Origin of the sequence: Porphyrobacter sp. CACIAM 03H1, assembly GCF_002215495.1 — a bacterium.
Classification (GTDB): Bacteria; Pseudomonadota; Alphaproteobacteria; order Sphingomonadales; family Sphingomonadaceae; genus Erythrobacter.
This window is the reverse complement of sequence record NZ_CP021378.1, coordinates 2639124-2665415: the sequence shown is the minus strand read 5'-3', so window position 1 is coordinate 2665415 and position 26292 is coordinate 2639124. Positions and strand designations below refer to the sequence as shown.

Sequence of the window (26292 nt, the reverse complement as noted above, 5' to 3'; positions counted from 1 at the left end):
ACGCCGCAGGCCGCGTCGCATCCTTCGATGCCTAAACAGGTTATGGCGTGGGCCCGCGCGCGCGGGCACCTCGGCGCGGCAAAGTCGGCGCTGGTGCCGGTCCATGGACACGGGAGACGCCCTTGGCGACGAGAGCAGACCGCCTGACTCACGAGAATGCAGACCCTCACGCGCGCAGTATGGCTTCCCGGCCATCGCAAACCCGCACCAGCAATGACGACTCTGGGAGCGGTGGTGCTGGTGGCGGGGGCGGAGGCGGCGGGTATCCTGCCGGCGGAGGAGGCGCGGGAGGCCCGTTCCTTCCGGATCCGGAGTGGCTCTGGCTGATCTTCCGGCGTCGCCTTTGGCTGTTCCTCGCGGTGGTCGGCACGGTGCTGGCGCTGGTCGCGGCCTACACCTTGACCCGCCCGGAACTCTACTCCGCCTCCGCCAGCGTCCTGATCGAACCGCGCCAGCCCGAGGTTCTCGAAAGCGATCCCATCGCTCCGGAACTGGCGGGCGACACCAACGTCATCGACACCGAGGTCGAAATTCTCTCGTCGCGCCGGCTCGCAGGCCGTGTTGCCGAGGCGCTCAGGCTCGAGACCTGGCCGGAATTCGCCGGCGTCCGCGCCGAACCGGCGGCGGCCGACGCACCCGGCACGCATCCCCTCGCGGGCGCGGTGCTGGCGCGCATGGACATCCGCCGCTCGGGCCTGACCTATCTCATCGACATCACCGCGCAGGCCGAAAGCCCCGAGCTCGCCGCCGCGCTGGCCAATGAATATGCGCGGCAATATCTCGCCCAGCAGCAAGACGCCAAGACCGGCACCTCGCAGAACGCGCAGGAGTTCCTCCAGACCCGGCTCGTCGAGCTGCGACGCAACGCCGCCGAAGCCGATGCGGCGCTGCAGAACTACATGATCCGCAACGGGCTGATGAGCGCCGAGGGCGCGACCATGGCGGAGCAGGAAGTCTCGGTGCTCAATCAGGAGATTTCCGCCGCGCGCGCCGCGCTGGCGGAGAAGGAAGGGCAGCTCGCCGCCGCGCGCAATCGCGTCGGACGCGGCGGTGGCGGCGCGGAGGTCCCGGCGGCGCTGCAATCGGGCACCGTGGCGCAGCTGCGCGCCCGCGAGGCGACCCTGACCGGCGAGGTCGCGCGGCTCGAGAGCCGGCTCGGCGACCAGCATCCCGAACTGCGCCGCGCGCGGGGCGAGCTGGTCGACATCCGCAGCCAGATCCAGCGCGAGATCGACCGTGTGATGTCCTCGCTCGAAAGCGACGTGCAGGCCGCTCGCTCGCGGCTCGCTTCGCTCGAGGCGAGCCAGAGCCGCGCGCGTGGGTCGCTGGCGGCGAACAATTCCGCGCAGGCCGGGTATCTCCAGCTCGAGCGCGATGCCAAGGCGGCGCGCCAGATCTACGAGACATTCCTTGCCCGGGCGCAGGATGTGGAAGCGCAATCCGGGCTGATCCGTCCCGATGCCTCGATCGAGACCTTTGCCCGCGTGCCGGTCATGCCTTCCTCGCCGAGCTATCCGCTCGCGGTGGTCGGCGGCCTGACCGTCGCGCTGATCCTCGGCTTCGTCGCGATCGCGTCCGCAGAATATCTCGACGCCCGCATCCGCACCCGCACCGACGTCGAACGGCGGCTGGGCCTCGCCTATCTCGGCGCGGTTCCCGAACTGGGGAGCACCACCAAGCGCAAGGTGCGGGGGGTGCTGCCGCAGGATTACCTGCTCGAGCATCCCCAGTCGCAGTTCACCGAGGCGGTGCGCGCGCTCAAGAACGCGGTCCTCCTGAGGCCTGGCGGGGCCCCCCGGAGCATTGCGGTGACATCGGCACTACCGCGCGAAGGCAAGTCGACAACCTCGATATGTCTTGCGCGAATGCTGGCGGATTCGGGTGTGCGCACGGTGCTGGTCGACTGCGATTCGCGACGGCGTGCGGTGAGTTCGGCGATGCTGCCCGAGGACTGGGACGGCTTCGGCCAGTACCTGCGGCGCGAGGTTCCGCTCTCCCGTGCGCTCGCGGTGGACGAGCTGACGGGACTCGCCGTTCTCGGATCGCGCCAGGCCGATCTCGACGGACGCGAGCTGTTCGTGAACCTCCCGCTGGCCGAGATGCTGGCCGAGCTAGCCCTGCAGTTCGAGGTGGCGGTGATCGATACAGCGCCGGTGCTGGGCGTCGCCGAAACGCGTCTCATCGCTTCCGGAGTGGAGAGCACGCTGATGCTGGCGCGCTGGCGCGACACCTCGGTCAAGGCCGCCGAAACGGCTGCCGACCTGCTGGTGGCGGCGGATGCGGACATCGTCGGCGTGGCGCTGACCCGGGTCGACGTGCGGAAGTACGGCAGCACGGGCCAGCAGGACGTCTATTCCTATCAGGACAAGTTCGCCGGTTACTACGTCGACTGACCGGCCTCAGAATACCAGCCTGACGCCTGCGGTCACGCGGTTGCGCGTGAATTCGCGGAAGAAGGCATCGTCGGCGAAACGCTGGAACCGGTCGGCGCGCGCGAAGACGCGGAAGTTGCGATCGAGCTTCCAGGTGGCGCCCACCATCAGGTTGTATTCGTCGGCACTTGTCTCGACCTGTCCTATGGTCTCGATCCGGGCGAACCCGGCGCGGCCCTCGAGCACGAGGTTGCGCAGCAATTCGTGCTCCACCTCGACCCGGGCCTGGCTGCGCACGTTTCCGCTGACCAGCTGTGAGCCGCCTTCCTCGACCTGACGGTCGGCGAAAAGCCGCAGCGTGGTGAGCGGTGTGGCGGCCCAGGTGAGGTTGGCGCCGAAAGAGGCGCCGGTCAGGCCGTCGGCGCTCGGATCGTCCACTTGGCGGTGCAGCACCCCTGCGCGAACCTCGCCGAACAGGAGGTTGCTCAGCTCGAGCTTCATACCTGCCTCGATCGCATAACCGGTCGTGTCGCGATCGAAGGGGTCGGGAGTGTCCGGGTTGCCGGAATAGGTCAGGCGGTCGACCTGCCCGCGCAGCAGGCCCGAGACCCGCGGCGATACCTCGACCAGCGTGGTGAGCGAGGCCCGCAGATAGGTCGAATCGCGGAAATCCTGGTTGAGCACGGTGCCGTCGGCGCGGGTCGCATCGTCGAAATCGAGCACCACCATCTGCGCATCGCCGACCACCTGCACGCGCCCGAAATCCTGCGCCAGCGCAAAGAGCGCATCGGCGCGGCGGAAGCGCGTGGGACGCCTCGCCTGGCCGGCGCTGGTGATGTTGGCGCGGTCCTCGGCGAGCGAATCCAGCGACGCGATCAGCCGTGCGGAAGTATCGCGGCTGATGTCGAGCCGCCCGCGCAGCCGCGCCCCGCCTTCCATCACGTCCTCGGTCGTGAAGCGCCCGTGGAAGTTCTGCTGGACATAGGCATCGGCCTCGAGACTGTGGCGCTGCCAGCGGGACTCGATCGCGACGCCGCCGCGCACGGTGAGCTCGACATCGCCTTCCCCTTCGCTCGGCAAGGCGAGGATATTGTCGTCATATTCGATCCGGGTCTCGAGGCTCGGGAACAGGAAGAAGCTGCCGATCCGGCCGCCGACCGGTTCGAACTCGTCGGACTGGCGTTCCGCGGGGCGGGGCGGGGGTGCGACCTGCGCGCGCGCGGCCGTGCCCGCAGACAGCAGAGTGACAAGGCCGGCAAGGCCCGTGACGGTGACGGCGTGGCGCATGGGTATCCCTCCTGTTCGCCGAAGGCCTCGGCTGTCAGCGCCGGAACGGCACCGACATGGGTTAGGTTCAGCCCGCCGGACCGCTCGCCGGCGGCCGTGTATCGCTCCGCTCGGCCGCGACCAGCCGCGCGACAGGGCCTTGGCCGCCCGCAAGGTCGGCAAAGCCGCCCACTTCGACCACCCGTCCGCGATTGAGCGCAACGACATGGTCGGCCGCCGCCACCATCGAGAGGCGGTGCGCGATCACCAGCACGGTCACGCGTCCGCGCAGCGCCGCAACCGAGTGTGCGAAGGCGGCCTGGCTCTCCCAGTCGAGCGCACTGGTGGCCTCGTCGAGCACGAGCAGCTGCGGCGCCATCACCAGCGCCCGGGCCAGCGCAATTCGCTGTCGCTGGCCTCCGGACAGGCCGCTGCCGTTCTCGCCCAGTATCGCGGCGAGCCCTTGCGGCAAGGCCCGCACGAAGTCGGCGGCACCCGCCCCTTCGAGTGCCGCCCACAGGTCGGCATCGCTCGCATCGCCGCGGGCGAGCCGCAGGTTCTCGGCAACGCTTCCGGCGAGCAGGAAATGGTCCTGCGGCACATAGGCGATCGCCCGCCGCCACGCCTGCGCGGTGGCAGGGGTGAGCGCGTGGCCGTCGATGGTGATCGAACCGTGCTGCGGGATCAGCAGGCCGCAGACCAGATCGGCGGTGGTGCTCTTCCCGCTCCCCGAAGGGCCTACCAGCGCTGTGATGCGGCCGGCAGGAATGACGAGATCGAGATCCTCGATTGCCGGTCGCCCGTCACCCCCGGCATAAGCGTAGCGCACGCCCTTGCAGCGGATCGCATCGCGCAGGACCGGCGGAGCCTCCGGCGAGGCCGGCAAGGGCGGCTCTGCGGCAGCGGCGCATTCCTCGCGGAAGCGCTCGATGTCGCCGAAGACCGTCACCTCGGCCAGCAATTGCTGGAGGTTCGTCTGCAAGGCGGTGAAGCGCGGGGCGATGCGCATGAGCAGCAGCAGGAAGGCGACCAACTCGGGCAGCGCCATGCCGATCAGCGCGACCCCGGCATAGACCAGCACGGCCACGGCAAGCGCGCTGACCAGTTGCGACAGGATCGTGCCCAGCGAGGTCAGGCGCATATAGCCCACGGCTTCGGCATGGACCTTGTCCAGATTGGCGGCGAGACGCGCACGGTAGGCCGGTTCGGCACCATGGATCCGCGCCGTCTTGAGCCCGCCGAGATATTCCGCGACGGTACGGTACTGGTCGCGCTTGTTGGTGGTCCGCTCCCGTCCGAAACGGGTCGCGCGGCGGCGCAGCGGGGCGAGCAGGGCGAGCATCAGCAAACCGAGCGCGCCGGCGGCGACCATCAGCAGCGGCGAGATGATCCAGGCGACCACGAGGTAGATGGCGAGCAGGATCGCGGTCTGGAGCAGGACCATCACCGCCATCGCCGCGCCATAGACCCGCTCGACATCGGCGGTGAGGAGGTGGTGGAGATCGGACGGACGCCGGCGCACCAGCTCGTCCCAGCGCAGCGAGCCGATGGCGGCGAAAAGATCGAGCCGCAGCCGGTTGAGCAGGTCGAACAGAAGATCCGCAAGGTAGATATTCTTCGCCCGCGTGAACACGCCGTGCAGCGCGATCAGCGCGACCAGACCCGCAAGTGCCGTGCCGAGCCCGATGCTCACCTCGCCCGGCACCCAATCCGGCAGCCGCATGGCGGAAGGCGTGTCCTCGCCTGCGAGGGAGAGCAGCGGGATCACCAGCAGGATCGAGACGCCCTCGGTCAGCCCGCCCAGCACGAGCAGTGCCAGCGCGACGGTGAACCGCGGGCCGCCCGATGCGGCGAGATAGCGCACAAAGCGCGCAAGGCTTGCCGTGGTGCCGGAGCGGGCAAACGCGGTCATGCGCTGCATGCCGGAGGCTCGGCCGCCAGTTCAGACTCGACGAATGCCACTACCTCGCCCAGCGCATCCAGATCGTGCGGCACGGTCAGGATCGCGGCGCGGGCGCGATGCGCCAGTGCGGCGCAGGCGCGGGCGTGGCGCACTGCGATTGCGGGGGTGATCGACTCCGGACCGAAGCGCGTGCCGTAGGAAAAGCGCAGGAAGGCCTTCATCCGCTCCTTTGGATCGAGATCGCGGATCGCCAGCGCCTCGCCCCGGCGCAGCAGAAAGAAATGCCCGGGCGCGTGCTGCTCGCTAGCAAGTCCGGAGCCGACGAGATAGCGCTGTTTCTCGCGCACCAGCGGCACCCCGGGACGCTCGGTCAGGTCCTCGCCTGCGAACACGGCGGAGGCCGCCCGGGTGAGCTTGACCTGCGGGAAGGCGGGCATGATCCGGCCCGCGCCGTGGTCCAGTCCCGTGATCGCGATGATGTCGTCGGTGAGCAGCGGGTAGCCCGCACGCAGGAAGGCCGCCGCCGTCGTCGATTTGCCCGCGCCCTTGTCGCCGAGGAAGGCAAAGGCCTCCTTGCCAGGCCCGACGAGCGCGCTGCCGTGGAGCAGGAAGGCGCCGCGCATCTGCAGCAGCAGGGCCATGACCGGGCCGAGTAGCGGAAAGCCGATCAGCGCCGGATCTACCCCGGGGCGCGGTTCGACCTCGATCAGGCCCGATGCGGCCACGCGGAAAGCGCCGATCTGGGGATAGAGCAGGAAGCAATCGCTGTCGCCGAAACGGAAGGTGCCGGGTGTCTCGGGTGCCGGGAATCCGCGCCCGGTATCGACCAGACGGATCGCCGCATCGGCGGGGCCGGGCGGTGCGGGCGTCAGTTCGGGCAGTTCGAGATCGCTGGCGATGGTGAGGCCGAAGGCGCGGTAGCTGTGCTCGTTCATGCCGCCGCCTCGCGGGGCTGCGACGCGCCCGCGGCCTTGGCGCCGCAGCCGGTCTCGAGCCAGATTCCCAGCGCGACCGCGCGCCAGACCATCTGCACCGCGCGGCCCGACGCCGCGTCGGGATCGGCGGCGATCGCCGCATAGGTGCGCTGCGCCCGCGCTAGATCGACATAGGGGGCGAGCGGGCTTGCGGCTGAGGCGAGAAGCTCGCTGATCTGCGCATGGTGATGGCGTACCAGGCCGCGCGCGAGATGGACCGAGAAGTCGATCTTGTCGCGCCGCCGGAGGACGCTGTCGGGAACGATGCCTGCCATCGCCCGGCGCAACACCAGCCGCGACCAGCCTTGCGAAAGCTTTTCGTGCGCCGGCAGACCGAGGCAGAATTCGACCACCTCTCGGTCCCAGAAGGGATAGCGCGCGGTCACGCCCATGCTGCGATAGAAGGCGGCGTGGACCTCGAAGGCGTACGCTTGCAGCGGATCGGCCAGCACTGCATGATGTTGCGCCTGCTCACCCCCCGCCATTTCGGGCCGGGCAAGAGCGCGGAGCCGTTCGGCAAGGGCGCTTTGCGCCAGCAGGTCGCGCGAGAGGAGATGGGCGGGGGGGCGCTCGGCAGCCGGCGCCGCCTCGCGGTCGAAGGGGGCCAGCGCCCGCGCGATGAACCTCGCGTCGATGCGCGTCTGGCGGGCGGCGACGCGGCGTGTCAGCACCAGCCGCGAGCGGCCGTAATTGTCCGCCGCCCCGCGCGCCTCGCGCCACAGAGCAGCCCAGGCGCCGCGGGCGGCGAGTTCGTCGAGGAGGCCGTAGCCGTGGCTCACCACCTCGTCGCCGCCATGCCCGTCGAGCAGCACCGTGATACCCTGGTCCGCTGCGGTGGCAACGACAGCGCGCATGCAGGCGAGGTTGGGCGAGAGGGCGGGGCCGCCGGTCGCATCGAGCAGGCTTTCGAACCCGGCGAGCGGCGCATAGCCGTCGAGATCAAGGACATGGGGCGCGAAGCCCCCGGTGGCCAGCACCGCATCCAGATGATGGCGCTCGTTGCTGCGTCGAGGTTCGCGGAACATCATCGAGAAGATCGGCAGCGGCGCCGCTCCGGCGCGCTTGCGGCGGTCGCGCAGCAGGCAGGCGATCGCGGAGGAATCGAGCCCTCCGCTCAGCAGGACGCCGACGTTCTCGCCATCGCGTGCGCGGCGGGCAACGGCGGAATCGAGCAGTCCGCGCAAGGTTGTGGCCGGATCGCTCCCGGGTGTATGCGGTGTGGCCGTGATGCTGCGATACTGGCGCAGTCGCATCGTGCCGCGCTCGTGGACGAGAGCGTGACCTGCCGGCAGTCGGCGGACGCCGGCGAACCAGGTCCCTTCGGCATCAAGCACGCGGCCGTAAAGGAAATCGGCGACAGCTTCCTCGCGCACGCAGCGCGACCCGTCGGCGCCGTCCGCCAGCGCCGCCGGGCTCTGGGCGAAGCGCAAGGTCGTGCCCTCCACGCGATAGCACAGGGGGCGCACGCCCATCAGGTCGCGGGCGCACAGGAGGCGGCGGCGACCCGCATCCCACAGGGCGAAGGCGAAGCTGCCCTCGATGCGGGCAGGACAATCCTCGCCCCAACGCCGATAGGCCCACGCGATCACCGCCGCCTCAGGTGCATCGGCGGGCAGGCCGAGCTCGCGGCACAGCGCGGGGCGGTTGTCGATCCGCGCATCGGCGACGACCACGCAGTCGCTGTCGAGCATGACCGGGCCGGAGCCGCCCGCCAGCATGATGCCGGGGGCACTCCAGCGGCCCGGACCTGGTGCTGCATCGCGCCGGTGCGCATCGCCGGCGAGGATCCCGGCGATTTCGGGAAGCGGCATCAGCGCCGCTCCGCGAGCACCGTGAACTCAGACAGCGGCGTCGTCGACGCCCCGAGCACGATGCGTTGGTTGCAGCTGACCCAAGCATGGGCAGCGAACCGACCGGCCGCGTCCTGCCGCACGCCGACGAACAGCTCGCTCGCATGGCCCGCGCGCGCGAGCAGCCATTGCAGGGCCAGTGCCTGGGTCAGGCAGGAGGCGCGCGGGACGAAGCGGGCGAGGCGCTCGATGCTCCGGGCGAGCTGACGGGCATAGAAATGGCTGTCGGTAGTCGGCGTCGGCTGCGGCATCCGGGCGCGGATCGCGGCGTAACCCACCAGCGTAAGCGCAATGCGCATGACGACGAGCGTCCCGAGGCAAAGTACATCGCGCTTCAGCGTGCGGCGCGCGGAGGGCGTTGCAGCACGCGGCGGGCGGGGTTGCCGGTCCGTTAGCGGTGGCTGCATGTCACCAGCCCGGCCTCGTCCAGTCTCGCCACGAGCCGCGCGAGGTCCTTCTCGACCTGATCGGCGGGCGCGGCATATTCCGTCGCCACCCGCTTCACGAGGTTGCCGAAGGGGACCGGCTGGCCAATGGCATGCCAGACATAGGTGCCGACCTCGTTGAGGCTGTAATAGATGTTGGTGCGCAGATTGAGCAGCGCCGAGCCGTCGCCCAGCACGCAGTCAACCACCTCGGGGTCGCTGGTGACAAGCAGGTCGTGAGCGATTTTCTCCATCGCAGTTCCTTTACGTGCATGACGCCGCCCGCAACCGGACGGCACCCCCATGCCTTGCCGCAGAAGTGTGGCGGGGGCGCCGGACACAGGCGATGCCTGCAAGCCCGGGACCACCCGCCGGGACTCGTCGATCAGGAAAGGCCGTCCTCGGCCCCGCAGGTCAGATCGCCGAAAGGCGTTCCGGCCGGGAAGCTCGCATCGAGCGCATCCGGGCAACCGCTGGCCTGGGTCAGCTTCTCGAAGGTGCCCAGTTCTTCAAGTTCGGGGGCGTTATAGGCTCTATTGTTCATTGACTTCCTCCTTTGGCAACTTTGATCACTCCCTGCATGGGATGCTGCAGGAATGCGAAAGGAGTGGGCGAATATTCAAGCACTTCATGCCAGTCCGCGAATGGCGGCAGGATAAAGCACGTTATTTAATTCGGCTCGCACACCCCTATCGTAAATCCATCGCGGATTTCGATGGTTTCAACCCTGGGGTCGCCTGATGAATGCTGCACTCACCCAAGATAGAAACCGTTCTGCCGCGAAAATTTCGGACGAGGGGGCGGCTTCTTCCGCAGTGGCGTGGGAGACCGCGCAAGATGCGTTAGCCCGGTTATGCAGCGCGAGCCTGACGGGCGAGGCGCACGCGCTGTCGGGCTGGCAGGCGGCCTGCCCGGCGAGTCTTGCTGCTCTGGCAGTGCGGGCGCGCATGACATCGCCCTGTATGCGCGGCTTCGAGCGCGCGGGGCTCGTGCCGCCCGTGCCGGTCGCCGAGGCGGCAAAGGCGGCGCGAACCCGTTCGGCGATCGCCAACGGGCGGGTGATGGCTCTGGCGCGGCTCGCCTTTCCGGTGCTGGCGCGAGCGGGGATCGCCGCCATCGCCTTCAAGGGGCCGTTCCAGCATCGTCTGCTCCATGGCGATCCGTTCTTCTGCCGTTCGGGCGATCTCGATCTGCTGGTTGCGCGAGCCGACTTCGAGGCTGCGCTGGCGGCGCTCGAGCACGAGGGTTTCCGGCAGCGTGCCGGAACATCGGCATGGTGGACCGGCCCTCTCGGCGAGGTGCACCTCGATCATGCGGGGGGAGGGGTGATCGATCTGCACCACCGTCTCCAGCAGCCGGGGTGCCCCCCACCGCACGACATCGGAGCCTTTCTGCGCGATCCCCGTCGCGAGCTGGTCGGGCAGGTGGAGGTTGCCGTGCCCCACCGGCCGCAGGCGGTGCTGATCTGCGCGCTCAACTTCACCAAGGAACTGGTCCACCGCCATCCCTCGGCCCGCTATGCCTACAACCTGGCGGCAGGGTTGCTGGGCATGAGCGCCGAGGAACACCGGCAGTTCGCGCAGCTCGTCTGCCGCCAGCGGCTGAGCGGCACGGTGGGCCTGGCAGTGGCGCTGTGCGAGACGATTTTCGGAGTGAGCCTGCCGTTCGTCCCGCCTCTTGCGCGCCGCGCGCCGCCCGAATGGGCACACCGCAGCGCCCTGCTGGCGATGGTGTTCGAGCCGCATGCGCCTGCAACGCTCTGGCCCAGGCGCCGCGCGATTCTCTGGGCGATGTGCAGCGGCTCGCCCGGCGCGCAGCGGGCGGCGGAATTCTCGCGCGAGGCGGCACGCATGATCGCGAGCGAGGCTCTTCGGCGCTCCGTGCCGGTGGAGGGATAGATGGGCGCGGCGGTGCGGCGACAGGTGCAGGCGGTGCTTCTGGGCCTCTGGCTGGTCGCCTGCGGGGCGAGCGGCACTTCGTCCAATGCCGCCGGCGATCCCCCGCCGGGGCAGCGTACCGACGGCGCCTTTGCGGATTTCGACTTTGCCGGCGGCACGGCCTTCCCGCCGAGGGCGCGGGTGCGCATCGGCGATGTCGCCGTCGCGCCCGGCGCGCGCGAGGTGCACGTTCCCGTGACGCTCGACCGCCCCACGCCCAACACGGTCCACGCGCGGGTGCTGACCCGTAACGGCCGCTTGCCCGGGGGCGCGATCGAGGGCCGGCATTTCGAGCGGCTCGACGGCGTTGTGGTGTTCCGTCCCGGCGATCCGCTCGTCCAGACGGTGCGCGTCTCCTTGCGCGGCATGCCCGAAGGCGCGCGATTCGAGCTGCATTTCCCCGAGGGCGTCGACGGCGCGCATGTGGCCGACCCGCGCGGCCAGATCCGCGCGGTGGAGGGCGCGCCGCCGACGGTGGCGCGAACCGCCGACTTTCGCGAACCGCGCCGCTTCGCCGCGTCCGGCACGCCCGCCTACCGGCTCAATCCGGCCCGTGCGCGCTGGAGCGACGGGGGCGGACCGGAGGCGTTCTCGACCCGCCTGCCTCACGGGCGCACCCAGCCGGGCAATGCCGAGACCGGACTCTATCTCGATCCCGATCGGCACGCGGCGCCGCGCGCGCCGATCGCGGTGGAAGAGGGCGTGCTGGTGCTGCGCAGTCAAGAGCTCGACCGTCCGATCCGCCACGAAGGGGAGATGTGGCGACACGGGGCGGCGGTGCTGACGGGCGAGAAGATGCCGGCAACCCACGTCGCTTACGGCCAGTACGAGTGGGAGGCGAAGATGCCCGACCGCCGCGGCGCCTGGCCCGCCCTGTGGCTGCTGCCGACGCGCGGGTGGCCGCCGGAGATCGACGTCTATGAAGGCTTCGGCGATTCGCCCGACTGGAACTTCGCGCGCGACATCAGCGCGAACCTGCATGGCGGCGCGGACGGAAAGCGCCGCTTCACCGTGCCCCTCCGGATCGATGCGAGGCGCTTCTACGCGATCAGCGGAATGTCAGACGGCTATCACCGCTATGCCGTCGACATCGCGCCCGACTTTATCACTTGGTTCGTTGACGGCACCGAGGTCTATCAGGCCGTCAACCCCTTCGCCGGCGTGACCTGGTTCCCGCTGATGAATGTCGCGGTGAAGCACGAAGGCGCGTTCACCGGCGGAAGCGGCGCGATGCGGATCCGGGCCTTCACGGTCTGGCGCGGGGCCGGTCAGTTGGGCCAGTAGATCCACTCGCCGCGCGGGTCGAAGGGCTCGGCCATTGTCCGGTCGATCGAGACGGGAGTCTCGAAGGTGCTGGCATAGAGCGGCGCCTTGCGGCCGCGTTCGTGCGCAGCAAGGAGCCTCTCGAGTTCGGCGCGCTTGGCCGGCTGCGCGGCGGCGAGGTTCCTGGTCTCGGTCGGATCGGCGGCGAGGTCGTAGAGCCAGACCTTGTTCTGCCTGCCGTTGACCTGCAGCTTCCAGTTCCCGGCGCGCACGGCCTTGTAATAGCCGCTGCTCCAGAACAGCGGCGCATCGGCGCGTTCGGGTGTTCCCTGGCCGGTCAGCGCGGGGAGCAGGTTGCGCCCGTCGATCGTGACGCCCTTGGGCAGGGGCGCCCCGGCCACGGCGGCCAGCGTCGGCATGACGTCGACCTGCCCGACCGGCAGCGGAACCTTCGTCCCCGGGGCGATCCGCGCCGGCCAGCGGGCAAACAGCGGGACCCGGATGCCGCCTTCGAAGAAGGACCCCTTGCCGCCGCGGAACGGCGCGTTGACCCGGTCGATCCCGACATAACCCGGCGCGCCGTTGTCGGACGAGATCACCACAAGCGTGTTCTCAGCCAGCCCCTCGGCCTCGAGCTTGGCCATGATCCGCCCCACGCTGCGGTCGAGCGCACGCATCATCGCCGCATAGACCCTGACCCGGTGCGGCGCGATGTCGCCGACAGCGTCATAATCCTCGCGCGTCGCCTGCAAGGGCGAATGCACGCCCCAGTGGGCCAGATAGAGGAAGAAGGGCCGGTTGCGGTTGGCCTCAATCACCTTCAGGCTCTCGTCGGTCCAGTAATCGGCGAGATAGCCGCCGGGAGCGAATTTCTCGCCGCCGTTGTAGCTGGTGACGAAATGGCCCGAGGCCCACAGGAAGTGGTCGATGGGATCGAATTCAAGCCGCGCATTGACCGCGTCCGGATGATCCTCGGGCAGGTGCAGCATGCCGTCCATGTTGAGGCTCTCGTCAAAGCCTTGCGCATTGGGGTGGAAGCGCGGCGCGTTGCCGAGGTGCCACTTGCCGATGTGGACCGTGTGGTAACCCCGGGTCTTGAGCACCTCGGCCAGCGTCACTTCCTCGGGCGGCAGGCCCTGTTCCTCGAAAGGCGGGGCCGCGGCCTCGGCTGCGGCATCGTAGACGACCGGCGGGCGATCGGGGGCGAGATCGGCCGAGACCATCGATACGACGCGGGCAAAGCCGGGGGGCGTCGGGGTGAACTCGAACCCGGTGCGGGTGGCATAGCGCCCCGTCATCAACTGCGCGCGCGAAGGCGAGCAGGTGGCGTTGCCGGCATAGGCCTGGGTGAAGATCGCGCCATCTGCCGCAAGACGGTCGATGTTCGGGGTCTTGATCCGTCCCCCGGCGATCCCGCCGCCGAAGGTCGACAGGTCGTTCATCCCGAGATCGTCGAACAGGATGAAGACGATGTTGGGCGGCCGCTCGGACGGGGGCGCGGCGGGGGTGGCGGGGCCCTGCTGCCACGGCACCGGGCGGGTGGCCGCGATGTCCTGCGCGCTGCGCCAGCGCACGAAGGCGAGCGCCAGATCGGTGCGGAAGTGATAGCCCGCTGCGCCCAGCACTGCGAGCGCCGCCAGCGTGCCGAGCGCACCCTTGACCCAGCGCCTCACGCGCCCGTGGCTCCGGCCCGGGTGCAGATGTTGAGCTGGCCCGCCAACCCCGCATCGCGGTGCCTGGTGATCGCCTGGTATTCGGGCGATTGCACCATCGCCATCATCGCCTTGCGCGAGGGGTATTCCGCGATCGCCACCATGTCCCACAGCTCCTCGACCTCGCCGAGCAGCAGCCCGGTCACGGCGCCGCTGAAGCGCACCTTGCCCCCCACCGCCGCAAGGCAGGCGTTCACGCCTGCGGCATAGCGCATGTAGGCCTCGCGCCCTGAGAGCTCCGGCTCGGAACCGTCGGCATAGGCGGCCTTGTCCCTGAACCTCAGGAGATTGACCATGCACATGGGCTGCCCGTCGTCGGCGGCGAAGAAGGCCATCGCCTGTTCGGGCGCGGGGTGGAGGGCGTTGGTGACGTTCATTGCGGCGCTCCCTGGCGTGCGACCTCGAGAATGGCGGCGACGAAGCCCTGCGGGTCGTCCTCCTGGATGAAATGCCCGCCCTTCAACGTGCGGTGCTTCTGCCCTGCGGTGCCGGGGACGCGGCCGATGAAGCGTGTCTCGCCGGTGCGGGTGATCGGATCGCCGTCGGAGAAGGCGCAAAGGAAGGGTTTGTCCCAGCGGTCGAGCACCTCCCACGCCGCCTTCTGGTCGGGCACCGCGCGGTTGCCTTCAAAGGGAACGAAGCTCGGGAAGATCCGCGCTCCCGCCTTGTAGCGGGCATCGGGGAAGGGCGCGTCATAGGCGGCGATCTCTTGCGGGGAGAGGCCGCGCTTGGTCCCCTTGTTGACGATCCTGCCGATCGGGAACAGCGGGCTCCACTTGGAGAAGGCGCGCCAGATCGCGAAGGCGCGGGGGGCGGGGCCGCCTTCGGGCAGGCCGCCGTTGGACAGCACCACGCCCGAGAACCGTTCGGGCATTGCCGCCACCAGCCGCAGTCCGACGAGCGATCCCCAGTCCTGGCAAGCGAGGGTGATGCGCGCGAGATCGAGCGCCTCGAGCCATTGCCGCATCCACGCGACATGGGCGGCATAGCTGTAGTCGCTCTTGGCCGCTGGCTTGTCCGACTTGCCGAATCCGACAAGATCGGGCGCCACAACTCGGAAGCCGGCCTCGGCCACGGGCCCGATCATGTGGCGGTAGAGATAGGACCAGGTCGGCTCGCCGTGCATCATCAGCACCACGGGCGCTTCGCGCGGGCCTTCGTCGATGTAGTGGACCCGCAAGGGCGTTCCGCTCGCGGGGTCGCGGATCTCGCAATAATGCGGCGCGAAGGGGAAGTCAGCTATCCCGGCGAAGGCGGCATCCGGCGTGCGCAGAACTTTCATGACGGCTCTCCCCCATCGCTCATGAAATTGGCACCCTAAATGTCATTATCCCGGCTTAAGGTCAATCCCCCGGAGCGGGCCGCGCAGTGTCGATCAGCCGGAACCCGATGTGATCCGTGCCGAGACCGCGCTCCTGGAACTGGCGCGCGGCGGGGCGGTAACGGGCGCAGTAATTGGCGGCGCACAGGAACGAACCGCCCTTGATGACGCCCACCGGCTCGCCCGCATCGGCCCGGTCGCCGGACGAACTTGTCCACTCCCAGACATTGCCGATCATGTCGTGCAGCCCGAAGGCGTTGGGCGCAAAGCACCCCACCGGTGCCCGCCCGGTGAAGCCGTCGCTTCCAAGGTCGCGGGCGGGAAACACGCCCTGATAGTAATTCGCCTGAGGCGTGCCTTCGCCGTCGACCGGCTCGGGCAGGGCGGGCGCGCCTGCCCTTGCGGCATATTCCCACTGGACCTCGTCGGGCAGCCGCTTGCCCGCCCAGCGGGCATAAGCCTCGGCGTCCTCGTAGGCGATCTGGACGACGGGGTGGCGGTCCTGCCCGGCGATGCCTGCCGTCCCGCCTTCGGGGCGGCGCCACTGTGCGCCCGGCGCCCAGCGCCACCACGCCGGATCATCGGGTGTCGGCAACCGGAACACCGCCGAGCCCGGCTGGAGCATCTCGGGAGGCGCGCCTGTGAGCGGGGGCGGTGCGCGCTCCGCCATCGTGATATAGCCGGTCGCTGCGACGAAGGCCGCGAACTGCGCGTTGGTGACCTCGTGGACGTCGATCCAGAAGCCTTCGACCGCCACGGTGCGGGGCGGCCCTTCCTCGGGATAGCGGGGGTCTTCCCCCATCACGAAGGAGCCGGGCGGCACCCACACCATGCCATCCTCGACCATGCCGGTGCAGGCCTTCGCCGCAGTGGCAGGCGCGTCCGTGTCGCCACAGGCGGCGAGCGTCAGGCCGGATGCAGCCAAGGCGGCAAGGGCACCGCGCCCGATCATGCGTCGGGCCACCGCGCGACGGCATCCGCCAGCAGCCGCCGCACCACCGCTGCCGCGTCCTGCGCGCCGAGGCCCTTGTCCTGACGCAGCGCCCGCCAGGTGCCGAAGCCGAGAATAATGTCGAGCGCCTGCGCCCCTGCCGCATCGGCGCGCACGGCCTCCGGCAGGTGGGCCTCCAGCGCCTCGCGCTCGAGCCTGAGCAGGCGGCGATGGTCCTCCATCAGATAGGGCGATTCGAACCGCCTCAGATCGGCCGAGACCCGGTAGGGCATGATCGTCTCGAAGATTCGCGCCCGGCGCGTGGCGAGGTCGAACAGGCGCTGCTGCCACGTCGCCCCCTCGGGCGGGCGGAGCAGCATCGGCAGGACCTCGATCTCGATTGCCTCGGTCATCTCGCGATAGAGCGCGTCCATGTCCTTGAAATGGCGGAACACCGATCGCAGGCCCACGCCCGCGGCTTCGGCCACCTGCGCCGCGCCCGGCGCAAACTCGCCTCTGGCGACAAGTTCGAGCATCGCCGCCACGATCCGCGCCCTGCTGGATCGGCTGCGCTCGTGCCGGCCGTCGGGCACCGGCGTTGCCGTTGACGTCGCGCGTGGCAGCTTCTGGGAGATGACCGCCTCCGATCCTGCGGAGCCACGCCGGCTCCGGGAGCAGGGCTATATTCCGGCACTCCGCCTGTCAATTACGGCCCGGGGCAGGCTCCGTCCGCTCATCCCGGCGAATCCGGCTCCCACTCGGGCGGCACTGCGAAGGCGTCGGCCCATTCGGGGTGCTTCCTGTATTGCCCACGCACATAGGGGCAGTACGGCAGCACCCGGAATCCCCGCGTCCGTGCGTCGGCGACCAAGTGTTCGACCAGCGCCAGCGCCGCCCCGGTGCCCTTCAGGCTGTCGGAAGCGATGGTGTGGTCGGCGCTGATCACGCCTTCCTCGCGTTGGGTGAAGGCGATGTAGGCCTCGCCCTCGCGGCCTTCGACAACGGCGATGTAGCGGCCCTTGCGGCCCTGTTCCTCGCGGCGGATGGTGATGTTGCCCATCGGCTTAGAACCCCTTGAATTCGGGCAGGGGGGTGAACTCGGCATCGTCGGCGTCGGGGAGCTTCATGCGACCCTGCTTCCAGTCCTCGGCAGCCTGCTCGATCCGCTCCTTGCGCGAGGAGACGAAATTCCAGAACATGAAGCGTTCGCCCACGGGCTCGCCGCCGAGCACCATCACCGTCGCATCGGAGAGCGCGGTCACCGGCACGTCGCCGCCCGGGGCCAGCACCGCCATCATGCCGGCCGACAGGGCCTGCCCCGCTACCTCCACATGCCCGCTGGCGACATAGATCGCACGTTCAGGATATTCGGCGGGGAGCAACCTGCGCGTGCCTTCGCGCATCAGCCAGTGCGCGTAGAACTGCGGCGAGTGGACGGGCGTGCCGGCGCTCAGGCCCTCGAGCGAACCGGAGATCAGCCGTCCGGTCAGCCCGGGCTCGTTCCATGACGGCAGCTCGGCGGCGGCGTGATGCGAGAAGGCGGGCTCGGCCTCCTCGGTCTCTTCCGGCAGCGCCACCCACGCCTGGATCCCGTGCATCCGCGCCCCGTGCGCGCGGGCTTCCTCGAAACGTTCGGAATGGGTGATGCCGCGCCCGGCGATCATCCAGTTGACCTCGCCCGGCCGGATTTCCTGATGGTAGCCGAGGCTGTCACGGTGGGTCAGCGCCCCGTCGAACAGGTAGGTGACTGTGGCAAGGCCGATATGCGGATGCGGCCGCACGTCGAGTTCGCGCGGGATGCCGGGGGCGAGTTCGGTCGGGCCCATGTGGTCGAAGAAGATGTAGGGGCCGACCATCCGCCGGGCATGGAACGGCAGGACCCGCCCGACCTCGAACCCGCCGCCAAGATCATGGGTGCGTTTGGTGATGATGCGTTCGATCATGGCGTGGCTCCTCGGAGCTGATGGAGGCAAGATAGGGTGCCGGGTGCCCGATTGCAGCCCCGGTCTCCGCCCGGTCGCACCGCCAACCAGACGGCCGGCCGGCCATGAGCGTGCCGCTGCACTGGAATGACGCCTCCGCCCTAGAGCCGCTCGCGCCCCGCGGCATGACGCCGATGACGAGAACACACCCGGGCCCCACGCGGGACCCGGGTGCGCTCACGCCAACAACTGCACTCAGAAGCGTGTGCCGAAGGCCACCCCGTAGCGGCGCGGCTCGAGGGCGAAGACACCTGTTCCGAGCCCGGTCGACGCGTCGGTGAGTGCGAGCCCCGTGATGGCGTCATTGTCGGTCAGGTTCTGGACGAAGGCGCGGGCGAACCAGCGATCATCACGTCCGTTCAGCTGGACCTGCGCGTTGATGATGGCGAAGGCCTCCACCCGGTTGACGTTGCCGTTGAAGATGCTGCCGTAGCTCTCGCCGGTGAAGGCGAGATCGCCGCGCAGGACGAGGCTCATGCCGGCCCCAAGATCGGCCGTGTGCTGCGCGCCCGCGGACACCTTGAAGTCGGGCGCCTGCGGCAGGGCGTTGCCGCGGATGTTGACCGGAACGCCCGACGGCTCGAGCGTGAACGGCAGCGGGCCGGTCGGGGTGGCGAAGCTTGTGCGCAGCGCCGCCGAAGGGTTGGCGATCGCGTTGGCGAGGGCGCTGCAGATGCTGAACGCCCCCGTCGCCCCGTTGATGCCGCTGCCCGTCGGGAATGCGGTCGGCGCGCGCAGCAGACCGGGCGCGCCCACGCCCGCGCCGATCCCCTGGTTGACGGTGGCGACCAGAGTGTTTGTCCCCGCCGCGTTGCCGGCCACGGTGGGCACGACCGCACAGTTCGAGGCGTTGGTGATGTCCTTGATGATCACCGCGTCCGCCCGGCCGCCGCTCGGATCGCGCGGGTTCGTCATCAGGAGGTCCTGCGTCACCTTTGTCTTGAGCGCGCTGAAGTTGAGGTCGAAGCGCCACCCGCGCGCAGGGCGCACCACCGCTTCGGCCTCGAAGCCGTAGATGTCGGCATCGACGTTGTCGTTGATCGCGGTGCGCGCGACGAGGCGGCTGAGCTGCAGGCCCTTGTACTGGTAGTAGAAGGCCGATGCATTGAGCTGCAGCAAGCCGTTCGCGAAGAGGTTCTTGGTGCCGATCTCGAAGGCGTTGACGTATTCGGGGCTGAAGTTCTCGGGCACGTCGAAGCCGGGCTGCACCGGCGGGTTGATCCCGCCCGACTTGTAGCCGCGCGAATAGGACACATAGATCATGCTGTCCGGCGTCACCTGCCAGTCGATCACCGCGCGGCCCGTCAGGGCGTCGAAGCCGACCGCGCGGTCCTGCCATGGCTGGTTGCCGGGGGTCGCCTGGTCGGCGTCGAAATTGCCCGCGAAGGGAGAATCGAAGGCCGAGGTGGTGCCGACGGGGGCGGGGAAGCTCGCCAGCGTCGACCGCGCCCGCAGGCTCTTGCGGTCGTTGTTGTAGCGCAGGCCCGCGGTAAGGGTGACGTCGCCGGTCAGCTCCCATGCCGCTTCCCCGAAGATGCCGTAGGACTTGAGTCGGTATTCGTCGGTGTTGCTGCGGAAGAAGGGCGTGGCGAGAAACACCGCGGGATAGGCCGCGTTGCCCGCCTGACGCTGGCTCAGGGTGTTGAGCACGCCGAGCACCCCGGCGACATAGTCGGTGCCGAAGTTGCTGACGTAATAGCTGTTCTCCGACAGGCGGTTGTCGGCATAGATCCCGCCGAGGATGAGGTTGAGGCCCTCGGCGGGCTGCGCGGTGAGGATCGCCTCGGCCGACCACGCGCGGTTGAAGCCGACCGAGCGATCGAAGTTCACCGGCGTGTCGGCGCAGGTCGAGCGTCCGGCGAAGGCTCCAACGCCCAGCGGGTCGGCGATCGAGGTGCACAGCTGCCCGCGTGCGCCGCCGGGGATGATGGCGGAGCGCGTCGCGGCCAGCAAGCCGTTGATTGTCGCGCCAAGCGCTGTCGGGTTGACGGCCGCGTAATTTGCGAGATTGTCGATGCCGGGCTGCCAGATCGCGCGGTTGGTGACGAGCAGCGTCTGGTCCTGCCGGGAATCCACGCTGGACTCGGAATAGAGGCCGGTCAGCTGCAGCTGCGCCGCGCCAAAATCGTGGTCGAGCCGCCCCTGGAACTGCTTTTCGTCGGCGAAGTAGGTCGGCTGGAAATCGACATCGACGGTGCGCACGTCGTCGGGAACGCGCGCACCGGTGGCGCTGTCGGGACCATAGAGGCTGGTCAGCGCCAGCAGCGACAGGCCCGGGCCGATCCCGGTGCCCCCGCGCCAGCGCAGGAACTCGCGCGAGGTCAGAGTACCGGTGAAGCTGGCGTTGGCGTTGGGCGCCTCGAAGGCGAGCCGTCCGGGGAGGCACCCCAGCACGCCGGTGGGATCGCGCTGGCACAGCTGCTTCTGGATGCGCAGCCGGTCGTCGTCCTCGCGGAACCAGTAGGCCATGAGGTCGATCGAGGTGTCGCTGGTCGGCTCCCAGCGCACCGAGCCGCGCAGCGCGAACATATCGCGCCCGTCGATCAGGCTGTTGTCGAACAGGTTGCGGGTATAACCGTCTCGGTTGAGATAAATCCCCGCGACCCGAACTGCGAGCGTGTCGGTGAGCGGCACGTTGACCATGCCGCGCAGGCGGACGGATTTGAAGTTGCCGTATTCGCCGTCGAAATTGGCTGCGAACCCGCCCGCATCCGGCCGCGCGGTCACGATGTTTACGACGCCGCCGGTGGCATTGCGGCCGAACAGCGTGCCCTGGGGCCCACGCAGCACCTCGATCCGCTCGAGATCGAAGAACTCCGTCTCGAACAGGCGCGTGCCGAACAGGGGCGAGCCGTTGACATGGATCGCGGTGGCGGCATCGCAGCTTTGCCCCACGCACAGGTCGCCGATCCCGCGGATCGTGAAGCTCGCGCTGGTGAAGGCGGTCTTGGTGAAGGTGACGTTCGGCAGGGTGAGCTGCAGGTCGGAGGAGTTGCGGATCTGCTGGCGCTCGAGCGCCTCGGTCCCGAAGGCGGTGACGGTGAGCGGCACATCCTGGAGCGATTGCGCGCGCCGCTGGGCGGTGACGATGATTTCCGCACCCGGCGTGCTTTCCGCCTCGGCCTCGTCGACGCTCGTATCCTGATCCTGCGCCAGAGCCGGCTGGCAGGCGACGAGATAGAGCGCACTCGCCGCCAGCAACTTGATCCTGTTCATTGCATTCTCCCCTGTGTTTTCTTGATTGTCAGCCCCGTGCCACCGCGATGGTGGCGTAGGGTTCGAGCGTATCGATGGCCTCGAGCGGATCGGGTTCGCGCCAGCCGAACAGGCGGAAAACCATGCTTTCGGGCGTCACGTCGACGATGGTGAAGCCGTTGCGTTCGCGCACCGGATCGAGCGTCTCGGCCGCCAGTGCCCCCGGCACCTGCGGCACCCCGCCACGCACTGCCGAGGGCCACCCGGCCGTCGATGTGCCGAGCGGGCCGGCGAGCAGCACGTGGACGGGGTTGTGCGACAGGTCGAGCGTGCCGCTGCGCGTCAGCTTCAGCGCCCCGGTGGCGTGGAGATCGCCCGAGATCACCGCGGCGGGGCGGCGGCGCTGGCCGGCGAGGGCCGCCATCAGCCGCTGGTGCTGCGCCTGCCAGCCGGGCTGCCACATGAACTTGGGCACGGCGGTCGTCAGCCGCCCCGCGCCGTCGCTCGCGCCACCGAAATCGGTGACCGCCGCGCCGCCCGCCGTCAGCCGGCTCGCCTCCGCGGCGACCACATCGGGATACCACTCGCGCCACTTGCCCGCCGACCAGCCGGGAGGGTGCGAGGGCACGTGGAGAAGCTGGGCGGTGTCCTCGGCGCGGGTCCGCTTCAGCAGCCATTCCTCCGCCGCCGCCGGCACGAGCCGCGCATCGTCCCCCGCGAGCGAGAGGTGCCCGCCGCAGTCGTAGATCAGCGCCTCGAACAGGCGCCCGACGCGCAGGGTGCCGAAGCTCTCAGAGAGGCCGTCCGCCCGGCTGCCGGGGAGCGCGAGCGGGCGCGCGGCATCGGGCAGGAACTCGGGGTAGAACAGCTGCTGCGTGGCCCGTTTGGCCGCCATCGAGAAGGCGTCCGGCGGGAAGGTGACGAACCGCTCCTCGGCCTCGTCGTTCTCGAAATAGTCGTGATCGTCCCCCACGAAGAAGGACGGGACCGAGCGCAGGCTGGTGCCGTAGAGCGCGGCGATCTGGGCATCGCCGATCCGCTCGATCAGCGCCTCGTTGGGGGTGCCCATGACCGGCCGCGCACGGTCGAACATCCCGAAGGCCTCGTAGCGCGCGCGGGCGAGCTTCGCGATCCGCGGGTTGCGCGATTGCAGCCAGGTCGTCTGGTCCCAGTAGATATGGTCGCCGTTCGCGATCACCGCCTGCGGGCCGAAGGACAGCGCGCGCGCCAGCAGGCGGCGGCGCACCTCTGTCGGGCGGAAGATCTCGAGCTGCGGCGTGTTGCTCGCCGGGTCTCCGCCCGCGCAGGTGAAGGAAAGGAACCGGAAATGACCGGGGCGCGAATCGGGCGCGGGCAAGGTGGCGAGCGGCCAGGGCGCGCACAGGTGGCGGCCTTCCTGCATCAGCCGCAGCTCGTGCACCCGGCCCGGCGCGAGGCCCTGCGCCCGGAACGTCCAGTGCCGGCGCTCGCTGCCGGTTGCGGTGCCCGGCCAGCGGCGTCCGCCGATGACCAGATCCGCCGCGCCCTCGATTGGCTTCGTGAAGGAGACCTTGAGCAGGACGCGGTCGTGGCTGGCGGCAGGCAGGATGTGGCGCACCGCGCCGGCGTCCCACGGCTCGGCAGCCCACGCCGCACCTGCCATGCTTGCCCCCGCCAGCGCCGCCGCGCCGCCGACGACCTGCCTGCGAGTCAGGCATGCACCCTCGTGCGCCATCCCTCTCTCTCCCTTGTCGAGGCGCGGGCTTATCAGGTACTCGGGCGGCTGGTTGTCATCTGTGTGACATTTGCAAAGAGGAGGAGCGGGGAGGGATGCTGCGCTGGCTGGATCGTTTGCCCGAAGCCGTGCGGGCCGAGCTCGTCGCAGCAGGGCGCGAGCGCAGCTTTTCTGCCGGCGCGCTGATCTACACGATCGAGGACCAGCCGGGCGGGATCTTCGCGATCCAGTCAGGCGAGGCGCGGCAGTTCATCGGCCGTGCCGACGGCGGGAACCTCTTGCTGCGCATCTGCCGCCCGGGGGATTCGCTAGGCCAGACCTACATAACCGACGGCGCCCCGGCCCCGCTGTTCGCGGAGGCCCGCACCGACCTCGTGACGCTGTTCATCCCGGCGACCGCGATCGCCAGATTGCGGCGCCAGCATGTCGAGATCGAGCAGGAACTCGCCCTGGTCGCGGCCGAGACAATCCGCCAGCAGTGGCGGCTGATCGAATCGCTCGCGTTCCTCTCGCTGCGCGAACGGCTGTGGCGGCGGCTGCAGTTCATGCGGGAGAGCGAGAAGATGTCCGATCCGGTCAAGGCGGATGCCGAATGGATCGAACTGGATGTGACGCAGGCAGAACTGGCATCCATGCTGGGCGTCAGCAGACCCGCCTTGAACCGCGAATTGCAGCGCATGGACACCGCCGGCGTGGTGCGGCTCGGTTTCCGGAAAATCTACGTTCCGGCCGGCTTCCCGCTCTGACAGGCCACGCGGTGAGCACGAGGCGGCAGCGCGGTGCGGATCCTTTGCACTTGCCGGTGGGAACGCCGAGCAAATCGGGCCGCATCCTGCGATCATGGTGCCCAGATCAGGACCCCGACGGGTGCTGCGGGATTTTCACGTTGAAAAAACTGCTGTTCTTCAGATGGTCGGGCCTGAAGATATTCGTGGCTGGGGCGGAAGGAGTTTCTGGCCTAGGGGTGAAAAGCCGAATTGCGGCAGTCACTTGCTTGTAAATGCTAGGCTTTCCCCCCACAAACCTGCCCCACAGACCTGCCCCACAGCGACCGCGCGGCGAATACTGCCACCTCTAGGACAGAGGAACATCCCGCGCGGTGCGGACAGCAGCAGGACAGGAGGCGAGCATGGCATCACTACGGCAGAGGCATCACAAGTTTGAGGCGAAGGTGCGGGTCCCCACGGCCCTCCGCGTTCACTATGGAGACCGCGAGTATCTCTACCGGACGCTTGCCGCATCCAACCGGCGCGCTGCCGTCATCGAGGCGGCCGAATGGGAGACCGGGCTTAAGCTCGAATGGGCGGCGGAGCGGGGACACGACTGCGAGGCGCTGGACGGGCTGCGCGGTGCGCGGCGCATCTATCAGCACATCAGGGCCAAGGCTGCGGCAGGCGCCTATCGGCTGGAGGTCGCAAACGAGGAGCCGGGGCTCGCCGGCATAGACCACGAGCTCGACAAGCTCGCTTTCCTCCACGGCCCCGCCGAGCTCTCGCCGGTCGACGCGGCGAAGGTGGCGGCATTGCAGGACGCCGCGCGGGAGCTCCGCGGGCTCCCCGCCGAGCCCCGGAAAGAGTTAGAGCCGACGCTGTCAGAGGTGGCGGAGGAGCATATGCGGTGGTGGTCAAGCCAACAGGGTTTGAAGGAGACCAACACCGGCAACCAGAAGCGAGCGACCTACCGGCTGTTCGCCTCCTTTTTTGGCGACAAGCCATTGCGGGAGGTGAGGAGGGCGGACGCTGCGCGCTTCATGGACGGGCTCCAGACCCTAGACCCCGTCTGGGGCCGGTCGCGGGAAGCGCGGGAGCTCTCGTGGGCAGAGCTACAGCGCAAGTTCGGCGGCAATGTGAAGGGCCTTTCGAGCTCAAGCCTCAATCGGCACTCCGCCGCGTTAGCGGCTCTGTGGCGGTGGGCGGAGGAGCGGGACTACTGTAGCGGGCGCAATCCCTTCACCAGCTTCCGCACTCGTCTCAAGCAGGGCATCAATGTGCAAGGCTACGAGGCTTGGGAGGCAGAGGAGCTCAATCACCTGTTCGCCGACCCCCCCAAGCGAGCGGACCTCCGGGAGGTCATTCTTGTGGGCCTGTTCTCCGGGATGCGGATTAACGAGATTGCTTCCCTTACCGGCGACCAGCTCCGGGAGAGGGACGGGGTCCGTTACATCGCTGTCCGGGACGCAAAGACCCCCGCGGGGAACCGTGAGGTTCCTTTGCACTCCCGGCTCGGCTGGCTTTGGGAACGGAAGGAGAGTGCGGGAACGGAGCGGCTCTGGCCTAGCTTCAACGGCGAGGGACCGGGCAAGAAGGCCGGGGCCGATGCGGGTCGGGAGTTCTCCCACTACAAGAAGCGCCGGGGCTTCACCTCCCGGACAAAGGCGTTCCACAGCTTCCGCAAGAACGTGACCCGTATCATGGAGCGGGCGAGGGTCCACGAGAATGAGTGGGCGCAGGTGCTCGGCCATGAGAAGGGCTTCACCTACGGGCGATACAACGCGGACGGCATCACCTTGGAGCACAAGGCGGCCATTATCGAGCTCATCGCCTATCCGGGGGTGAACCTGTTGAGGCCGGGGGAGGGGGCGGCCTAGGCCGCCTCCGAGCCTTCCGCTCGAACGCCCGGCCCAATCTGGCGAAACCTCCTGCCGAGCTTCCGGGGAGACCGGGACGAGGAGCGGGTGCCAATTACTGTTACCTCTTGGTAGGCAGAGCGTTGTAGATATACCTAGGAGATAGGCGCCGAGCCGTGGCGTGCCAAATACTGCCATACTTCGGGGGGAGAGAGGATTAGATACACTGTAGGAGTCCTAAGGAGCTCATGCAGGTTCACCTCCGGATTCTCCAACGGAGCTCTGCGGTTGAACCTAGGTTCTCCTCATCCTCTCTCACCTCATCCCCTTCTGCGGTTCTCCTGTAAGAGACCCAATGAGCGTAGGGCGCCGTGGATAGCGCATTGGAGCGGTCTGTCTGGTGGATGAGGGACGAGGTCTCCGCCAGCCGAGGCGGGGTCCGGTTGTGAATATGAAAAGATCCGAAGCGGTTTCCGGTCTGCCGGTCGACCTCTGCCGGGAGCCCCGGACCTGAATACCCCCTAGGATTCATTCTGAGACTCGTGGGGCGTGTCTGCGGCCTTCTGGCTGTCCCTAACAGCTTCCAGCGCCTCCACGCGATCCTAGGGCCTTCTACGGCCGCCCTACGACCCGTCAGATATGGCCACACTTCGGTAGAAGAAACATTCGCCGCCCGCTCCTGCGGCGGGCGCCTCCTCTACCACACAGTTCCCCTCCGGCCTCCCGTGCTGACCAACGGTCGCAGGCCAAGCGGCGGGGCGAGCCTGCCCGACGGGGCAAGGCCCCCGCTGCAATCCCTCAATCCAAGTTTCGAGCTCCTGCGGGAGCACGGAAGGGCCCCGCGGGGGCCACGCGACCGCGGCCTAGGCTCGGCCTCGCCG

Annotated in this window: 21 protein-coding genes; 5 read left to right on the top strand and 16 right to left on the bottom strand. The window is 68.9% G+C overall.

Annotation, left to right across the window (positions count from 1 at the left end):
• Positions 1-179: 179 nt before the first annotated feature.
• A complete protein-coding gene (locus CBR61_RS12775) occupies positions 180-2393 on the top strand; it encodes a GumC family protein (protein ID WP_088914702.1) in 2214 nt (737 codons plus the stop codon).
• 6 nt (positions 2394-2399) lie between these two features.
• Here the strand turns inward: CBR61_RS12775 and CBR61_RS12770 are convergent, their stop codons facing one another.
• From CBR61_RS12770 to CBR61_RS12740, 7 genes are all read right to left on the bottom strand, one after another.
• Positions 2400-3659 (bottom strand): outer membrane beta-barrel protein, encoded by a 1260-nt coding sequence (locus CBR61_RS12770; RefSeq protein ID WP_157696589.1) that lies wholly within the window; start codon positions 3657-3659, stop codon positions 2400-2402.
• Positions 3660-3726: 67 nt separating this feature from the next.
• Complete coding sequence (locus CBR61_RS12765) at positions 3727-5550, bottom strand: ABC transporter ATP-binding protein (RefSeq protein ID WP_172835963.1); 1824 nt, start codon at positions 5548-5550, stop codon at positions 3727-3729.
• Positions 5547-6476 (bottom strand): serine kinase, encoded by a 930-nt coding sequence (locus tag CBR61_RS12760; RefSeq protein WP_088914699.1) that lies wholly within the window; start codon positions 6474-6476, stop codon positions 5547-5549. Before CBR61_RS12760 ends, CBR61_RS12765 begins: the two co-directional genes overlap by 4 nt.
• On the bottom strand, positions 6473-8326 hold the full coding sequence (locus CBR61_RS12755; RefSeq protein ID WP_088914698.1) for an asparagine synthase-related protein: 1854 nt from the start codon (positions 8324-8326) through the stop codon (positions 6473-6475). Before CBR61_RS12755 ends, CBR61_RS12760 begins: the two co-directional genes overlap by 4 nt.
• The gene (locus CBR61_RS12750) at positions 8326-8772 is read right to left on the bottom strand and encodes a lasso peptide biosynthesis B2 protein (protein ID WP_088914697.1); all 447 of its coding nucleotides are present in this window, start codon (positions 8770-8772) and stop codon (positions 8326-8328) included. The genes CBR61_RS12755 and CBR61_RS12750 overlap by 1 nt, the downstream gene beginning before the upstream one ends.
• Positions 8757-9044: a PqqD family protein gene (locus CBR61_RS12745; RefSeq protein ID WP_157696587.1), complete on the bottom strand. Its 288-nt coding sequence runs from the start codon at positions 9042-9044 to the stop codon at positions 8757-8759. The genes CBR61_RS12750 and CBR61_RS12745 overlap by 16 nt, the downstream gene beginning before the upstream one ends.
• A 131-nt stretch (positions 9045-9175) precedes the next feature.
• Positions 9176-9334, bottom strand: a complete 159-nt coding sequence (locus CBR61_RS12740) for a lasso RiPP family leader peptide-containing protein (RefSeq protein ID WP_088914695.1) — start codon at positions 9332-9334, stop codon at positions 9176-9178.
• A gap of 196 nt (positions 9335-9530) precedes the next feature.
• Here CBR61_RS12740 and CBR61_RS12735 point away from each other — a divergent pair, with 196 nt between their 5' ends.
• Positions 9531-10688: a nucleotidyltransferase family protein gene (locus tag CBR61_RS12735; protein ID WP_088914694.1), complete on the top strand. Its 1158-nt coding sequence runs from the start codon at positions 9531-9533 to the stop codon at positions 10686-10688.
• Positions 10689-12011 (top strand): glycoside hydrolase family 16 protein, encoded by a 1323-nt coding sequence (locus CBR61_RS12730; RefSeq protein WP_088914693.1) that lies wholly within the window; start codon positions 10689-10691, stop codon positions 12009-12011.
• Here CBR61_RS12730 and CBR61_RS12725 read toward each other — a convergent pair.
• The 9 genes from CBR61_RS12725 to CBR61_RS12685 form a co-directional block, all read right to left on the bottom strand.
• Positions 11996-13663, bottom strand: coding sequence for a sulfatase (locus tag CBR61_RS12725; protein WP_233996730.1), 1668 nt, complete (start codon positions 13661-13663; stop codon positions 11996-11998). The genes CBR61_RS12730 and CBR61_RS12725 overlap by 16 nt on opposite strands.
• Positions 13660-14079 carry a DUF1330 domain-containing protein gene (locus tag CBR61_RS12720; protein WP_088914692.1) on the bottom strand — a complete coding sequence of 140 codons (420 nt, stop codon included), beginning with the start codon at positions 14077-14079 and terminating at the stop codon, positions 13660-13662. Before CBR61_RS12720 ends, CBR61_RS12725 begins: the two co-directional genes overlap by 4 nt.
• A complete protein-coding gene (locus CBR61_RS12715) occupies positions 14076-14984 on the bottom strand; it encodes a haloalkane dehalogenase (RefSeq protein WP_088914691.1) in 909 nt (302 codons plus the stop codon). The genes CBR61_RS12720 and CBR61_RS12715 overlap by 4 nt, the downstream gene beginning before the upstream one ends.
• Positions 14985-15045: 61 nt before the next feature.
• A complete protein-coding gene (locus tag CBR61_RS12710) occupies positions 15046-15975 on the bottom strand; it encodes a formylglycine-generating enzyme family protein (RefSeq protein WP_088914690.1) in 930 nt (309 codons plus the stop codon).
• The gene (locus tag CBR61_RS12705) at positions 15972-16490 is read right to left on the bottom strand and encodes a TetR/AcrR family transcriptional regulator (RefSeq protein ID WP_088914689.1); all 519 of its coding nucleotides are present in this window, start codon (positions 16488-16490) and stop codon (positions 15972-15974) included. Before CBR61_RS12705 ends, CBR61_RS12710 begins: the two co-directional genes overlap by 4 nt.
• Positions 16491-16687: 197 nt before the next feature.
• Positions 16688-17014 carry a GNAT family N-acetyltransferase gene (locus CBR61_RS12700; RefSeq protein ID WP_088914688.1) on the bottom strand — a complete coding sequence of 109 codons (327 nt, stop codon included), beginning with the start codon at positions 17012-17014 and terminating at the stop codon, positions 16688-16690.
• Positions 17015-17018: 4 nt separating this feature from the next.
• Entirely contained in the window at positions 17019-17897 is an 879-nt protein-coding gene (locus tag CBR61_RS12695) for a pirin family protein (protein ID WP_088914687.1), read from the bottom strand.
• Positions 17898-18131: 234 nt separating this feature from the next.
• Positions 18132-21152 (bottom strand): TonB-dependent receptor, encoded by a 3021-nt coding sequence (locus CBR61_RS12690; protein WP_088914686.1) that lies wholly within the window; start codon positions 21150-21152, stop codon positions 18132-18134.
• A gap of 28 nt (positions 21153-21180) precedes the next feature.
• Positions 21181-22845 (bottom strand): hypothetical protein, encoded by a 1665-nt coding sequence (locus CBR61_RS12685; protein WP_157696585.1) that lies wholly within the window; start codon positions 22843-22845, stop codon positions 21181-21183.
• A gap of 95 nt (positions 22846-22940) precedes the next feature.
• On the opposite strand from CBR61_RS12685, the gene CBR61_RS12680 reads away from it, so the two are divergent.
• Together CBR61_RS12680 and CBR61_RS12675 are read left to right on the top strand one after the other, a co-directional pair.
• Positions 22941-23591 carry a Crp/Fnr family transcriptional regulator gene (locus CBR61_RS12680; protein WP_172835962.1) on the top strand — a complete coding sequence of 217 codons (651 nt, stop codon included), beginning with the start codon at positions 22941-22943 and terminating at the stop codon, positions 23589-23591.
• A 383-nt stretch (positions 23592-23974) separates the two neighbouring features.
• On the top strand, positions 23975-25432 hold the full coding sequence (locus CBR61_RS12675) for a tyrosine-type recombinase/integrase (RefSeq protein ID WP_088914683.1): 1458 nt from the start codon (positions 23975-23977) through the stop codon (positions 25430-25432).
• The last annotated feature ends 860 nt before the right edge of the window (positions 25433-26292 follow it).